The organism is Profundibacter amoris, from assembly GCF_003544895.1.
In the GTDB taxonomy this organism is placed as follows: Bacteria; Pseudomonadota; Alphaproteobacteria; order Rhodobacterales; family Rhodobacteraceae; genus Profundibacter; species Profundibacter amoris.
On sequence record NZ_CP032125.1, the window covers coordinates 281703 to 294201 of the forward strand.

The 12499-nt window shown below is 58.0% G+C and carries 15 protein-coding genes; 2 read left to right on the forward strand and 13 right to left on the reverse strand.

Features of this window, described 5'->3' with window-relative positions; all coding sequences use genetic code 11:
• Positions 1-113 precede the first annotated feature (113 nt).
• A complete protein-coding gene (locus tag BAR1_RS01405) occupies positions 114-1016 on the forward strand; it encodes a LysR family transcriptional regulator (RefSeq protein WP_162891622.1) in 903 nt (300 codons plus the stop codon).
• Between the two features lie 4 nt (positions 1017-1020).
• Here BAR1_RS01405 and ureG read toward each other — a convergent pair whose 3' ends face one another.
• From ureG to dapA, 11 genes are all read right to left on the reverse strand, one after another.
• Entirely contained in the window at positions 1021-1638 is a 618-nt protein-coding gene (gene ureG, locus BAR1_RS01410; protein ID WP_118941369.1) for an urease accessory protein UreG, read from the reverse strand.
• Positions 1635-2303 carry an urease accessory protein UreF gene (locus BAR1_RS01415; protein WP_228408660.1) on the reverse strand — a complete coding sequence of 223 codons (669 nt, stop codon included), beginning with the start codon at positions 2301-2303 and terminating at the stop codon, positions 1635-1637. Before BAR1_RS01415 ends, ureG begins: the two co-directional genes overlap by 4 nt.
• Positions 2269-2721, reverse strand: a complete 453-nt coding sequence (gene ureE / locus BAR1_RS01420) for an urease accessory protein UreE (protein WP_118941370.1) — start codon at positions 2719-2721, stop codon at positions 2269-2271. The genes BAR1_RS01415 and ureE overlap by 35 nt, the downstream gene beginning before the upstream one ends.
• A gap of 141 nt (positions 2722-2862) precedes the next feature.
• Positions 2863-3687 carry an AbiJ-NTD4 domain-containing protein gene (locus tag BAR1_RS01425; protein ID WP_162891624.1) on the reverse strand — a complete coding sequence of 275 codons (825 nt, stop codon included), beginning with the start codon at positions 3685-3687 and terminating at the stop codon, positions 2863-2865.
• Positions 3688-3700: 13 nt separating this feature from the next.
• Positions 3701-5410 carry an urease subunit alpha gene (ureC, locus tag BAR1_RS01430; protein WP_118941372.1) on the reverse strand — a complete coding sequence of 570 codons (1710 nt, stop codon included), beginning with the start codon at positions 5408-5410 and terminating at the stop codon, positions 3701-3703.
• Positions 5411-5416: 6 nt separating this feature from the next.
• Positions 5417-5947, reverse strand: coding sequence for a hypothetical protein (locus tag BAR1_RS01435; RefSeq protein WP_162891626.1), 531 nt, complete (start codon positions 5945-5947; stop codon positions 5417-5419).
• A 38-nt stretch (positions 5948-5985) separates the two neighbouring features.
• Positions 5986-6291 (reverse strand): urease subunit beta, encoded by a 306-nt coding sequence (locus BAR1_RS01440; RefSeq protein ID WP_118944298.1) that lies wholly within the window; start codon positions 6289-6291, stop codon positions 5986-5988.
• A gap of 48 nt (positions 6292-6339) precedes the next feature.
• On the reverse strand, positions 6340-6642 hold the full coding sequence (locus BAR1_RS01445; protein WP_118941374.1) for an urease subunit gamma: 303 nt from the start codon (positions 6640-6642) through the stop codon (positions 6340-6342).
• A 1-nt stretch (position 6643) separates the two neighbouring features.
• On the reverse strand, positions 6644-7378 hold the full coding sequence (locus BAR1_RS01450; protein ID WP_228408661.1) for an urease accessory protein UreD: 735 nt from the start codon (positions 7376-7378) through the stop codon (positions 6644-6646).
• A 124-nt stretch (positions 7379-7502) separates the two neighbouring features.
• Positions 7503-7979: an SsrA-binding protein SmpB gene (gene smpB / locus BAR1_RS01455; protein WP_118941376.1), complete on the reverse strand. Its 477-nt coding sequence runs from the start codon at positions 7977-7979 to the stop codon at positions 7503-7505.
• 3 nt (positions 7980-7982) lie between these two features.
• Positions 7983-8858 (reverse strand): 4-hydroxy-tetrahydrodipicolinate synthase, encoded by an 876-nt coding sequence (gene dapA / locus BAR1_RS01460; RefSeq protein WP_118941377.1) that lies wholly within the window; start codon positions 8856-8858, stop codon positions 7983-7985.
• Between the two features lie 178 nt (positions 8859-9036).
• Here dapA and BAR1_RS01465 point away from each other — a divergent pair, with 178 nt between their 5' ends.
• Positions 9037-10980, forward strand: a complete 1944-nt coding sequence (locus BAR1_RS01465) for a lytic transglycosylase domain-containing protein (protein ID WP_118941378.1) — start codon at positions 9037-9039, stop codon at positions 10978-10980.
• 12 nt (positions 10981-10992) lie between these two features.
• Here BAR1_RS01465 and BAR1_RS01470 read toward each other — a convergent pair whose 3' ends face one another.
• Both BAR1_RS01470 and BAR1_RS01475 read right to left on the reverse strand, forming a co-directional pair.
• Positions 10993-11610, reverse strand: a complete 618-nt coding sequence (locus tag BAR1_RS01470) for an MlaC/ttg2D family ABC transporter substrate-binding protein (RefSeq protein WP_407681521.1) — start codon at positions 11608-11610, stop codon at positions 10993-10995.
• A complete protein-coding gene (locus tag BAR1_RS01475) occupies positions 11588-12325 on the reverse strand; it encodes an MlaA family lipoprotein (RefSeq protein ID WP_118941380.1) in 738 nt (245 codons plus the stop codon). Before BAR1_RS01475 ends, BAR1_RS01470 begins: the two co-directional genes overlap by 23 nt.
• Between the last annotated feature and the right edge of the window lie 174 nt (positions 12326-12499).

The window sequence follows — 12499 nt, forward strand, 5'->3', positions numbered from 1 at the left end:
TTTCATGAATATGAATCACTTGAAACATTCATACGGCTTGAATGTGTTGCTGTCTGTTGCTAAGAAATCAGGAACCCGTTGCAAAAAACGCAACACCTTGGACGGATCACCCCATGCGTCACCAGCAAGTGCTGAAATACATCGAGAAAATCGCCCGCACCGGCAGCCTGCGCAGCGCGGCCGAGGAGCTGGGGATTACCCCGTCAGCCCTGAACCGCCGGATTCTGGGGGTCGAGGAAGAATTGGGAGTCGAGATTTTCGAGCGCCACCCAGCCGGGCTGCGCCCCAATATCGCCGGTGAAATCCTGCTGAAACACATCCGCGACCAACTGGCCGATATGGACCGTGTGAAATCGCGCATTGCCGATCTGTCGGGGATGCGGGCAGGGCACATCAACATCGCCACCACCCGCGAAGTGGTCGCCTATTTCCTGCCCGACCTGATCAAACAGCACCTGACCGAATTTCCGGCCGTGACCTTTGGGGTCAACCTGCATGAACGCGGCGGGGCCGAGAATTCATTGCAGGACAACAGCAACGACATCGCCATCGTGTTTGAACCGATGCACATGCAGGACATGCAGACGGTTTACGCCGGACCGCAGGAAATGTTCGTGGTGATGTCGCAGGATCACCCGCTGGCGGGGCGCGAGAACCTGCATATCTATGACTGCACCGATTTCCCGTTGCTGCTACCCAAACGGCCCGAAGGCATCCGGCAGGTGCTGGACGAAGTCGCGGCCAAGGTGGGGGTTCCGCTGGAACCGGCGGTGGAATCCAACAGTCTGGACCTGCTGCGGTTGATGTCGCAGGACAGTCTTGCGCTCAGTTTTTGTCTGGCAATCAACCTGCGCCCCGATCTGGACAAGGCGCGGCTGGTATCGGTGCCGCTGCACCTTGGCGGGGTGCCGGCGGGGGTATTGGCTGCGGGGTATCTTAAGGGGCGCACATTGCCTGTTGCCGCCGCGCGGTTTCTGGAAACGGTGAACAAACAGCTTTCGACGCGGTTCGGATAACCGGTCACGCGGGAATGTCGAGGCCGCCGATATCAGCCAGCAGCCGGATGATTTCCAAAACCCCTTGCCGGTCCCGCAAACAGGCAAACACAAACGGACGCGCGCCCCGCATGCGTTTTGCGTCCCGCTCCATCACAGCCAGCGACGCGCCGACATGGGGGGCCAGATCGGTCTTGTTGATCACCAGAATATCCGATTTGGTGATGGCAGGGCCACCTTTTCGGGGGATTTCCTCGCCTGCGGCCACGTCGATGACATAGAGCGTGATATCGGCCAGTTCAGGGCTGAAGGTGGCCGACAGGTTGTCGCCGCCGCTTTCGATCAGCACGATTTCCACATCGGGATGGCGGGCCTGCATCTGGGCAACGGCCGCCAGATTGATCGAGGCATCCTCGCGAATTGCCGTATGCGGGCAGCCGCCGGTTTCAACGCCGATGATCCGGTCCTGTGGCAGCGCCTGCATCCGCATCAGGGCTTCGGCGTCTTCCTGTGTGTAGATGTCATTGGTGATCACCCCGATGGAATATTTGTCGCGCAGGGCTTCGCACAGGGCGGCGGTCAGGGTGGTTTTGCCAGCCCCGACAGGGCCGCCGATACCGATACGAAGGGGGCCGTTATTCATGTGCGGAAAATCCTTGAATATTGGGTTTCGTGTTTCATGCTGGCGATGTCGGCCAGAAAGGCGGTGCCGGACAGATCGTCCAGACTGCCCGCCAGCGCCTGTTCGGTGATGTCGGAAATCAGCGGCGCCAGCGCGCGGATCAGGCGCTGGCCTTCGGTCTGGCCAATCGGCAACAGCCGTTGCGCGGCGGCCACCAGATTGCTGACAAAGGCCTGTAGATACAGGCGCGCGGTCAGGGCGGGGGGCAACCCCTCGAGCGCGGCGGCACGGCCCAGCGCAACCGGATAGGTCAGCCCCGCAAGGTCAAACCCCCAGACCGCCGCCGTGACCTCGCAAAAGGCAGCCCCCTGCAAACCGGTTTCCTGCAAGCGTTCCCGTGACGGGGCAAAGGCGCGGCAGAGGGCATCAACCGCGCCAACATCCTGCGCATCCGCCCGCCAGGCCGCGATCAGGAACCGCGCATCCGACTGCCCCGCCCCATAGCGCAGGACATCGCCCAGCCAGTCCAGCAGGCTGTCCGTATCCGTCACCGCGCCGGTTTCCACCAGCGATTCCAGCCCGTGCGAATAGGCAAATCCCCCGACCGGATAGGCAGGCGAGAGCCATTGGCCCAGGGTTATGATCTGCTCGTCAGTGTGCATGGCTGTGCGTGCGCCCGTGGCCATAGGCGCCACCTTCGGGGGTGAAGGGTTCGCGCACATCCCGCAGGGTGGCCCCCAGTTTTTCCAGCATGTCGCGGATCACATGGTCATGCTGGATCAGCAGGCGGGTCGGCTCGATCTGGCAGGGGGTGTGGCGGTTGCCGATGTGCCACGCCAGACGGGTCAGGTCGGGACCGGTGATTTCCAGCAGGTCTTCTTTGGCGGCGATCACCTCGATCAGGCGACCATCGGTCAGCTCAAACGCATCGCCGTGGTTCAGGGATGTGGTTTGCGGCAGGTCCACAAGGAAGCGTTCGCCAGCGGCCGTGGTCAGAACCTTGCGACGCAGGAAACGGTCGTCATAGGTGAGGGTGACGAGGTCCTGGGCGGTGGACCAATGGTTGACGCGGTGGAGGGTGTGGCTGACTGGATCAGAGGACATGGCTGTTCTCACATAATGAGGGCAGCGACCGGCCGCGGGTGGGTGAGAAGCACCCGTCGCCTTGCTGAAAGCGTGCCTTTGGCACGACGGGGGCGGTCGGGCGCTGCCCGGCGGTGCCGCCGGGCGGGAGATAAAATTGGTTCATGTTTCTTCCGATAAGCTAAGAAGATAATTTGCCATAGCACTGCAATTTACGAGCATGAATCGTGCCTCGGCTTCGCCTGTTTCGGGCACTTGGTCTTTTGCGGCATGACGCATTGTATCACTCGTCCAACCAAATAATTTACTTACCCCGTCTGCAAATGCGGTATGGACACGCCCATCGGCTTTCAGATTCTTAATAGCGCCCCCAAGTGTTGCGTTCTTGTCTCCGGTCAGCAAGCGTGCGGCTTCCTCTACTGCCTTGAAGCTTTCTGTGATTGCATGTGGGTAGTCAGGATTTTCACGGTTTGAATAAAACGAAACAGCTTTGCCCAGATGTTTGCTTACGGTTTCCGATTGTGTTTGCTCAACAGCTTGTTCAATTTCGGCAAGCTCGGTTTCGTTGGTTATGGGGGCGAGTTGGTTGCCGACAAATCGGAAAACAGATTTTTCGCGTTCTAATATGCGATTGCAAAATTCAATAAATTGATCGTTATCTTGCTGTGCCATAAACTCAATAAAATCATATGTTTCAGGAAAATCCGATTCAAGGAAGTGCCGTCTAATTTCCCAGCGTGTTTCTAGTGGGTTAGAAGATAAGCTATCTATTGTTTTTTTATAATATAGATGCCACAGTCGCCTAGAAATATTAAAAAAAGTATCTGTATACCCACCATTGCCTAATACATCAATTTCGCTCCCGACATCATTAAAAAAGTGAAGCATGAGGGCATCCCAAAGCCCTGCCTTCAACGCATCATCAACTTTGTCTATCTGCAAATCCATTTTTGGTTTCTTGTAACCTAACCTTTCTGAAAATCGCATCTATCCCCCCCCCTCAAAACATAAAATACCGCTGCGCCATCGGCAGCACATCGGCCGGCTCACAGGTCAGCAATTCGCCATCCGCCCGCACCTCGTATGTCTCGGGGTTCACCTCCATCACCGGCGTGGCGTCGTTCAGCACCATGTCGCGCTTGCCGATCCCGCGGGTGTTTTTCACCGCCACCACCTGTTTCGCCAGCCCCAGCCGTTCGCCAATCCCGTCGGCCTCTGCCGCCGCCGATACGAACGTCACCGCCGACTGTTCCACCGACCGCCCGAAGGCCCCGAACATGGGGCGGGAATAAACCGGCTGCGGCGTGGGGATCGAGGCATTCGGATCCCCCATCTGTGCCATCACAATCGTGCCGCCCAGCAGCACCATGTCGGGTTTCACCCCGAAAAACGCTGGTGACCACAGCACCAGATCGGCGCGCTTGCCTTCGGTGATCGAACCGATCTCGTCCGCGATCCCGTGGGCAATTGCCGGATTGATGGTGTATTTGGCGATATAGCGGCGCACCCGCAGGTTATCGTTGTCGCCTATTTCGTCCGCCAGCCGCCCGCGCTGTTTCTTCATCTTGTCGGCGGTCTGCCACGTGCGGATCAAGACCTCGCCCACACGCCCCATGGCCTGACTGTCGGACGCGATGATCGAAAACGCGCCGATGTCGTGCAGGATGTCCTCGGCGGCGATGGTTTCGCGGCGGATGCGGCTTTCGGCAAAGGCCACGTCCTCGGGGATGGATTTGTCCAGATGGTGACAGACCATCAGCATGTCCAGATGTTCCTCGAGCGTGTTCACCGTGAAGGGCCGCGTCGGGTTGGTCGAGGCGGGCAGGACGTGCTCCTCGCCGCATATCTTGATGATATCCGGTGCATGGCCACCGCCCGCGCCTTCGGTATGAAAGGCGTGGATGGTGCGGCCCTTCATGGCCTTCAGCGTGTGTTCGACAAAGCCGCTTTCGTTCAGGGTGTCGGTGTGGATCATCACCTGCACGTCCATTGCGTCGGCCACCGAAAGGCAGCAGTCGATCGCGGCGGGGGTGGTGCCCCAGTCCTCGTGCAGCTTCAGCGCGCAGGCCCCGCCCAGCACCTGTTCCTCGAGCGCGGCGGGCAGGCTGGCATTGCCCTTTCCGGCAAAGGCAAGGTTCATCGGAAAGGCATCCGCCGCCTGCAACATCCGCCCGATGTGCCACGGACCGGGCGTGCAGGTGGTGGCCAGCGTGCCGTGCGCCGGACCGGTGCCGCCGCCCAGCATGGTGGTCAGACCGGAATGCAGCGCGTCCTCGATCTGTTGCGGACAGATGAAATGGATGTGGGAATCAAATCCGCCAGCGGTCAGGATCTTGCCTTCGCCGGCGATAATCTCGGTTCCCGGTCCGATGATGATATCGACGTTAGGCTGGGTATCGGGGTTGCCCGCCTTGCCGATCTTGTGAATGCGCCCGTCTTTCAGACCCACGTCCGCCTTGTAGATGCCCGAGTGATCAACGATCAGCGCATTGGTGATCACCGTATCCACAGCGCCGCCCGCGCGGGTGATCTGGCTCTGGCCCATGCCGTCGCGGATCACCTTGCCGCCGCCGAATTTCACCTCGTCGCCATAGGTTGTCAGATCGCGCTCGACCTCGATAACCAGATCGGTATCGGCAAGACGCAGACGGTCGCCGGTGGTGGGGCCAAACATGGCGGCATATTCGGAGCGGAGGATTTGGGTGGGCATTATAGATTACTCCTGTGGTTCTTGTATGAAGCAATCAAGCATTTCACAATATTGCTCGAACTCAACAAACACGAACTTAGTCTTATCTTGTTTCTCAGGCACTCTGTCTGACTGTATCCAAAACCCTGCCTCGTCAAATGGCTGATCGAAAAACCGCAAAGCTGCACTGTGGATCGAAAGGTTTGTAATTTCTCGCCCGTCCTTCGACTGATCATCCTCTATTGAAAATTCTTTACTACCGTTTTTAAGTGTTTCTTCCTTGCCAACGTATGTATCGAAATTGAAATCCTTAAGGCGTTTGTCTAATTGCCTGTCGTGTTTTCTTTCTAGTGTTTTACCCGCAGGCCATGGGTGATTTGCCGCTTCATCCATCTTTCGCATTGAGAATGCAGAAAGGAAAAATGCCTTCATGAATTGCTGGTTAGCGTTGAATTGTAGTTTGTGTCTTGCAGAAGAAGCGCGCCATCCTTCGTCTGGGTTCTCTAGGGCTTTCAAGCACTCTAAGATACCCCAAGATGAAATAAGTTCAGCTCGCATTCGCTTTAGTTCTTCACGCCAAATAGGAAACGAGTAAATCATAAATTCCCCATCACTTTCCCATTAAACCCATACACCTTGCGCCCCCCGCCAAGCGCCACCAGCGCCACCTCGCGCCGCTGCCCCGGTTCGAACCGAACGGCGGTTCCGGCGGCGATGTCCAGCCGCATGCCGCGCGCCGCGCTCCGGTCGAATTCCAGCGCCGGATTGGTCTCGGCAAAGTGGTAATGGCTGCCCACCTGTACCGGCCTGTCCCCCGTGTTGGCCACCATCAGCACCACGGCCTCGGCCCCCTCGTTCAGGGTTATCATGCCCTCGGCGGGCAATATCTCTCCGGGTATCATCATGCCTTGCTCCTTCTTCTTGCCCCAAATACCTGCGCCGCAGGCATCCTACCTGATCGGGTTGTGCACCGTCACCAGTTTGGTGCCGTCGGGAAAGGTGGCCTCGACCTGCACATCGGGTATCATCTCGGCGATGCCCTCCATACATTGCTCCCGCGTCACCACATGGCCGCCGGCCTCCATCAGATCGGCCACACTGCGCCCGTCACGGGCACGTTCCACCACAAAGTCGGTGATCAGGGCAATCGCCTCGGGGTGGTTCAGTTTCACGCCGCGTTCCAGCCGGCCTCGCGCCACCATTGCGGCAAGGCTGATCAGCAGTTTGTCTTTTTCACGGGGGGTCAGGTTCATGTCAGGTCATCCAGCATCTGGGCAGGTTGTCATTGGTCAGCCGGTTCAGGACCGGGATCAGGCTTTGTCGCACAAGATAGCTGTCAGGTGCCAGCAGACGCAAGACCAGAAGGTCATCCCCTATCAGACTGGCGCCCGCCGTATCGGGCAGCATGGCCCGCACGGGGGCCAGTTGCGCGCCGGCATCGGCGGCGGCATAGATCAGACTGGCCATCGCACCGGCACCATTGCCGGTGTTTGGGCGGGCCATTTGCGAGGCGATGTTGCCTTGCAGGGTGACCCTGTCAAAGTAGGACAACTGCCCCTCGCGGTGAATTTCAATCCGGTCGGAGAAAGAGGCATCCGTCAGGGTTTCACCCATTGCAGCGCGTCCGAAAACCAGCGGTTCGACCATCAGAAACGTGGCATCCGCTTGCATCTCGACATGCAAGGACCGGCGAAGGGCGCAGCCCTGAAAAAGGATCGTTTCCTGTGGCAGCCAGTTCACCCGTGCGCCCGCTTCAACCGCCAGCCGGGTTTGCAGATGGCCGACCTGCCCGGGTTGTGCACGATAGGCGCGCTCGGCCGCCTGTGTGGTCAGGGTCAGGTGTGAACCTGCATCCGCACGGGCGTTGATTTTAACCGTGTCACCGCCAGTGATGCCGCCCGCAGTGTTGACCAGAACCGCTTGAAAATCAGGGCCGGTTGCGCGCGGGAAAAGCGCCTTCAGGGAACCGGATTGGCGCAAATCCTTCAAACAGGTCTTGCGTTCGCTGGCCTTGACGGCAAGGGTGACAGCCCCGTGCGCCCGGGGTTGCCTGCTGGTCGCATGTGTTGAAACACTCGCCGTTGAAATGGCACCCTCCTGATATGGTTGGACCCTAGCTGTTTTCCCGCAGCAGGCGTGCCTTTTGACGGCCCCAGTCGCGTTTGGCTTCGGTGGCGCGTTTGTCGTGGTTCTTTTTGCCCTTGGCGATGCCCAGCTTGATCTTCACCAGACCCTTGTGATTGAAGTACATCACTAGCGGCACCAGCGTCAGCCCCTTGCGCTGGGTGGCCTGCCACAGCTTGGCCAGTTCCTTTTTCGAGACCAGCAGCTTGCGTTTGCGCCGTTCCTCGTGGCCCCAGGTTTTGGCCTGTTTGTAGGGGGCAACATAGGCGTTGACCAACCACAGTTCACCATCTTCTACGGCCGCATAGCTTTCGGCAATGTTGGTCTGGCCTTCGCGCATGGATTTGACTTCGGATCCCATCAGGACGATGCCGCATTCGATATCGTCCTCGATCGCGTAATCATACCGCGCGCGGCGGTTTTCGGCGATGACTTTGTAGTTGGGGTCCGATTTTTTCTTGGCCATGACCTAGCCCAACAGCCCTGCGTGGCGCATGGCGGCGTCGATCTGCTCCTTTGTGCCATTGGTCAGCGTCACCAGAGGCGAGCGCACCTCTTCGGAACACAGCCCCAGTTTGGACAGCCCGTATTTTGCGCCCACCAGACCGGGTTCGGTGAAGATTGCCTTGTGCAGCGGCATCAGACGGTCCTGAATTTCCAGTGCTTTGGCAAAATCACCGGCCAGCGTGGCCGCTTGCAGTTTTGAACACAGCGCCGGTGCGACATTGGCGGTGACCGAGATACAGCCAACCCCGCCTTGGGCGTTAAATCCATGCGCGGTGGGATCTTCGCCGGAAATCTGGATGAAATCCTTACCGCAGGTCATCCGCTGCATACAAACCCGCGCCAGATCGCCGGTGGCGTCCTTGACCCCGATGATGCGGGGCAGTTTGGCCAGTTCGCCCATGGTTTCAGGCGTCATATCCACAGCCGAGCGACCGGGGATGTTGTAGATGATGATCGGCAGGTTGGAGTTGTCGTGCAACGCGGTGAAATGGGCAATCATGCCCGCCTGTGTCGGTTTGTTATAATAGGGCGTTACCACCAGCGCGGCATCGGCCCCCACCTTTTCGGCAAAGGCAATGTAGCGGGCGGATTCAGCCGTGTTATTCGATCCGGCCCCGGCAATCACGGGGATACGCCCCGCAGCGGCCTTGACCACGATTTCGATGGTTTGCTCGTGTTCCTCGTGGGTCACGGTGGGGCTTTCGCCGGTTGTGCCCATCGGGACCAGACCATTGGACCCCTGTTCGACGTGCCATTCAACCAGATGTTTGAGCGCATCAACATCCAGCGCACCGTTTTTGAACGGCGTGACCAGAGCGGGAAAAGACCCTTTGAACATGACACGTCTCCTTTAATTGGTTGAATATGGTGTGGCCCGACCATCGAGTCACCCAAGGCATGTGCGGCGGAAACTAGCTGCACTTTAACGGATTGCCAAGATTGTGTATTGAAGGCGGGGGAGTAAAGACACATCTTTGTATCAATACCGCCCGAAATTGAAAGGATTCCCGCCTGTTATGCGTCTGATTCCGTCTGTAACGATTGCCCTTCTGGCGTTTGCACCGCTTTCCCGTGCACAGGAACAGCCTGCGCCTTCGGCTTTGAGCGCCGCGTTAAAAGCGGTTTCAGAGGCAGATTGGGAATTGGCATCTGCGCAAGTGCGGCCAGTGGGGCAGATCGGGGCTGATCTGGTCACATGGTACCGGCTTCGGGCCGGGCAGGGCACGCTGGCGGAATACAATGCCTTTCTGGCGCGAAATGCGGATTGGCCGGGCCTGCCCCTGATGCACAAGAAAGGTGAAGCGGCAATAACTGCGGATACACCGGCCCAGGATGTGATTGCCTATTTCAAGGAATTCGAGCCACGCACCGGATACGGCGTGTTGCAACTGGCCCGCGCACAAGAAGCGGTCGGGCAGAAAGGCGAGGCCGCCGCCGAAGTTGTTCTGGCGTGGCGCACCTTTGCCTTAACCAAGGCAGAGCACGAGGCCTTCCTGGCCAGCTACAATACCCTGCTGGCCCCGCATCACGTTGCGCGACTGGATATGCTGCTGTGGCGCGGGCGATTTACCGATGCGCAACGTCTGTTTCCGTTGGTTGGCGAGGGTTGGCAAGCACTGGCGAAGGCGCGGATCGGGCTACGGCGGCGGGTCGAGAATGTGGATGCATTGATCAAGGCCGTGCCCAAGGATTTGCAGGATGACCCCGGCCTTGCCTACGAGCGGTTCGTCTGGCGGGCCCGCAAGGGGCGCAGTCTGGATGCGGTGGCGTTGTTGCTGGAGCGCAGCACATCGGCCGAGGCATTGGGCGAGCCATCCTACTGGGCCAACCGCCGCCGGTCACTGGCACGGCAAATGATGCGCGAAGGGGACGGGGTGACGGCCTATCGGCTGGCGTCCTCGCACTATTTGGTGGAAGGGTCGGATTATGCCGATCTGGAGTGGCTGTCGGGCTATCTGGCGCTGCGCTATCTGAATGATCCCAAAACCGCGCTGGCACATTTCCAGAGCTTCCGCGTGGCGGTAAAAAGTCCGATCAGTCTGGGCCGCGCCGGATATTGGGAAGGGCGCGCCTATGAGGCGATGAAGGATACAGGATCAGCGCAAGCGTCCTACGCTTTTGGCGCGGAATACCAGACCAGTTTTTACGGGTTGCTGGCTGCGGAACGGGGCGGGTTCAGCATGGATGCCGCCCTGACAGGGGCCGAGGCCTTTCCGGATTGGCGGCAGGCTCCGTTCATGTCGTCGTCGGTTCTGAAGGCGGCTTTGATGTTGTATCAGGCGGGAAACACGGCGCTTGCCAAGAGATTCTTTTTGCAAGTGGCCGAGAAACTGGACCGCACCGAGTTGGGGCAGTTGGCCGATCTGGCGCTGGCCTTGCAGGATCCGCATATCGCGCTGATGATCGCCAAACAGGGCGCGCGGCGGGGGATTGTTTTGCCGCGGGCCTATTACCCGCTGCATGATCTGGTGAAACAGGATTTGCCGGTCGCGCCGGAACTGGCGCTGGCGATTGCCCGACGGGAGAGCGAGTTCAATCCGGTGGTGGAAAGCGGCGTGGGGGCCAAGGGATTGATGCAGCTGATGCCCAAAACTGCCAAGGCGGTGGCAGAATCTCTGGAGGTGGATTTCGAGGCGGGTTTGCTGTTGACCGACTGGCAATATAATGCGCGGTTGGGCACGGCCTATCTGGTCAAACTGCAAGAGGAATTTAGCAAGTCGCCAGTGCTGGTTTCTGTTGGCTATAATGCCGGGCCGAACCGGGTGCGATCATGGATAACCGCCTTTGGTGATCCGCGATCGGCAGGTGTGGATGTGGTGGACTGGATCGAACACATCCCGTTTCGCGAAACCCGCAACTATGTGATGCGGGTGGCGGAATCCCTGCCGGTGTATCGGGCGCGCCTGACGGGACGAACCCCGCCGCTTGATTTGATAAAAGAGCTGCGCAACGGCGGGTAAACCCGCCCAATCCTACCCTGCTCTTTTCAGGTCTTTGATCAACTGATCAATGTTGCCCTTGCGTTTGTCCAGCATTGCGCCGATTTCGGTCCGTTCCGTCAGCAGCATATTGATGCCTTCAATATACATATTGTAAAACAGCGGTTTGCCGCGTTTGTCCGAGACATAAAAGGTCACATCAAATGGCGCTTTCCCTTTCAGATAGGCCATCGCTTTTACTTCGACGTGGCTTTTGACTGTTTTTGTTGACAGCACTTCCAGCCTGCCGCCGATGAATTCGCGGAAACGCTTGCCGTATTTGCGGGCGATATATCCCTGAAACGCCTTGGCGAATGCCTTTTTCTGGCTCGCACTGGCACGGCGCCCTTCAACCCCTAGCGCATAGCTGGCCAGATATTTGACGTCCGAATATTTGACGAAGATCTTTTCGAATTCCTTGATCATTTGTGACTCGGATTTGCCCGAAGAGATGACTTTGTTGATTGCGGCAACAAGCTTTTTCACATGCGTAGTGGCCTGTGCATCCGACAGCGCCAATGCAGGTCCGGCCAGTGGCAGTAACGCTACGCTTGATGCCATGCCCAGCATGACTGCCCGGCGATCCGGATTAGTCCGCGTAAAAATCGTCATAGCCATCTCCTTGCTCTTCAACAGGTTCTTCCTGACCCAACTGGAATCTGCGGTGTTGCAGATACAACAGGCGGGCCTGCGAATAGCTGTCGGCACTATCATACAAGATTGAATCTACCGTGTCGGAAAAATCATAGCGATCACCAAGTTTTGACAATGATTTTGCCACGGGCCCCATGTATTTTTCCGGTGTCGGGGCGCCGAATGTCAGCGGGTTGGTAAATACATCGACCAGCATACCCACAGTGTCGCGCTGGTTGGACGGGCCAAGCAGCGGAAGTTCCACATATTGGCCTTCGCCCACACCCCAGACATGCAGGGTTTGGCCGAAATCCCCCATTTCTTCATCAAGGCCAATGTCGGTTGCCGGATCGAAAATACCACCCACACCCAGCGTTGTGTTGATCACAAAGCGCCATGAATTCTTGACAGCGCCGTTGATATTCAACTGCAACAGATTGTTCACAATATTACCCGGCAGGTTCAGGTTGGATGCAAAATTCCCGATCCCCTGACGCACAGGTTTTGGCAGGGCCTGGCCATAAGCCCCCGACGCCGGGCGGATCAATGCGCGGTCCAAACGGCGGTTTGCCTCGTGGGTGCGCCGGTTGCCTTCTTCATTCGGGTCATTGAATGATCTGGGTGCAGGCGCTGTACAAGCCGCCACAATCAGCAGGGTCAAGGCTGCCAGCAACAGCCCCGGTTTTGCCTTCATTCTGGTTTTCGTAACTAACAATGGTATTCTCGACTGGTTGTTTGTAGTTTTCCACTACATAGGTTCTGGCAGGAAAATGACCAGTAATATATTAGGCATGGTTTAGTTTTGTGACAGTTTGGATACAAGTCATTAATGGTCGATGTCTATATCCGTTAAGGATGACACTCGGCG

Excerpts from the sequence above, each read along its gene's own strand:
- BAR1_RS01465 (WP_118941378.1), top strand. The coding sequence starts at position 9,037 with ATGCGTCTGATTCCGTCTGTAACGATTGCCCTTCTGGCGTTTGCACCG.
- ureG (WP_118941369.1), bottom strand. The coding sequence starts at position 1,638 with ATGAATAACGGCCCCCTTCGTATCGGTATCGGCGGCCCTGTCGGGGCT.
- BAR1_RS01435 (WP_162891626.1), bottom strand. The coding sequence starts at position 5,947 with ATGCGAGCTGAACTTATTTCATCTTGGGGTATCTTAGAGTGCTTGAAA.
- smpB (WP_118941376.1), bottom strand. The coding sequence starts at position 7,979 with ATGGCCAAGAAAAAATCGGACCCCAACTACAAAGTCATCGCCGAAAAC.
- BAR1_RS01445 (WP_118941374.1), bottom strand. The coding sequence starts at position 6,642 with ATGAACCTGACCCCCCGTGAAAAAGACAAACTGCTGATCAGCCTTGCC.
- BAR1_RS01440 (WP_118944298.1), bottom strand. The coding sequence starts at position 6,291 with ATGATACCCGGAGAGATATTGCCCGCCGAGGGCATGATAACCCTGAAC.
- BAR1_RS01405 (WP_162891622.1), top strand. The coding sequence starts at position 114 with ATGCGTCACCAGCAAGTGCTGAAATACATCGAGAAAATCGCCCGCACC.
- BAR1_RS01475 (WP_118941380.1), bottom strand. The coding sequence starts at position 12,325 with ATGAAGGCAAAACCGGGGCTGTTGCTGGCAGCCTTGACCCTGCTGATT.
- BAR1_RS01425 (WP_162891624.1), bottom strand. The coding sequence starts at position 3,687 with ATGCGATTTTCAGAAAGGTTAGGTTACAAGAAACCAAAAATGGATTTG.
- BAR1_RS01470 (WP_407681521.1), bottom strand. The coding sequence starts at position 11,610 with ATGACGATTTTTACGCGGACTAATCCGGATCGCCGGGCAGTCATGCTG.
- ureE (WP_118941370.1), bottom strand. The coding sequence starts at position 2,721 with ATGTCCTCTGATCCAGTCAGCCACACCCTCCACCGCGTCAACCATTGG.
- BAR1_RS01415 (WP_228408660.1), bottom strand. The coding sequence starts at position 2,303 with ATGGCCACGGGCGCACGCACAGCCATGCACACTGACGAGCAGATCATA.
- dapA (WP_118941377.1), bottom strand. The coding sequence starts at position 8,858 with ATGTTCAAAGGGTCTTTTCCCGCTCTGGTCACGCCGTTCAAAAACGGT.
- ureC (WP_118941372.1), bottom strand. The coding sequence starts at position 5,410 with ATGCCCACCCAAATCCTCCGCTCCGAATATGCCGCCATGTTTGGCCCC.